This window comes from Psychrobacter sp. PP-21, assembly GCF_033790785.1.
Classification (GTDB): Bacteria; Pseudomonadota; Gammaproteobacteria; order Pseudomonadales; family Moraxellaceae; genus Psychrobacter.
The window spans coordinates 1-255 of the sequence record NZ_JAMYEB010000120.1; the positions used below are offsets into that span (position 1 = coordinate 1).

Here is a 255-nt window from a genome sequence, read left to right on the forward strand (position 1 = left end):
CATTAACGTCTACGGTGGCTGAATCTACAGTTAGGGTGTTGTTACCGTCACCATCAGTATCGTTAGTAAGGACATTGCCGGTTAAGTCAGTGTCCTCAGGCGTGCTTTCAACTTCAGGGCTCGCGACTGGTATATCTTCTACTGGCGTTACAGTGATGTCTAAGGTGGTGCTGTCAGTGTTGCCCTCAGGGTCGGTCACTGTATAGCTCACTTGGGGCACGGTGCCGTTGAAGTTAGGCGCTGGATCAAAGGTGT

At 51.0% G+C, this 255-nt stretch carries 1 protein-coding gene; it reads right to left on the reverse strand.

All coding sequences use genetic code 11. The features are described 5' to 3' along the window. Positions 1–255, reverse strand: a 255-nt coding sequence (locus NJD71_RS13850; protein ID WP_319052468.1) for an Ig-like domain-containing protein, incomplete at both ends; no start/stop codon positions are given.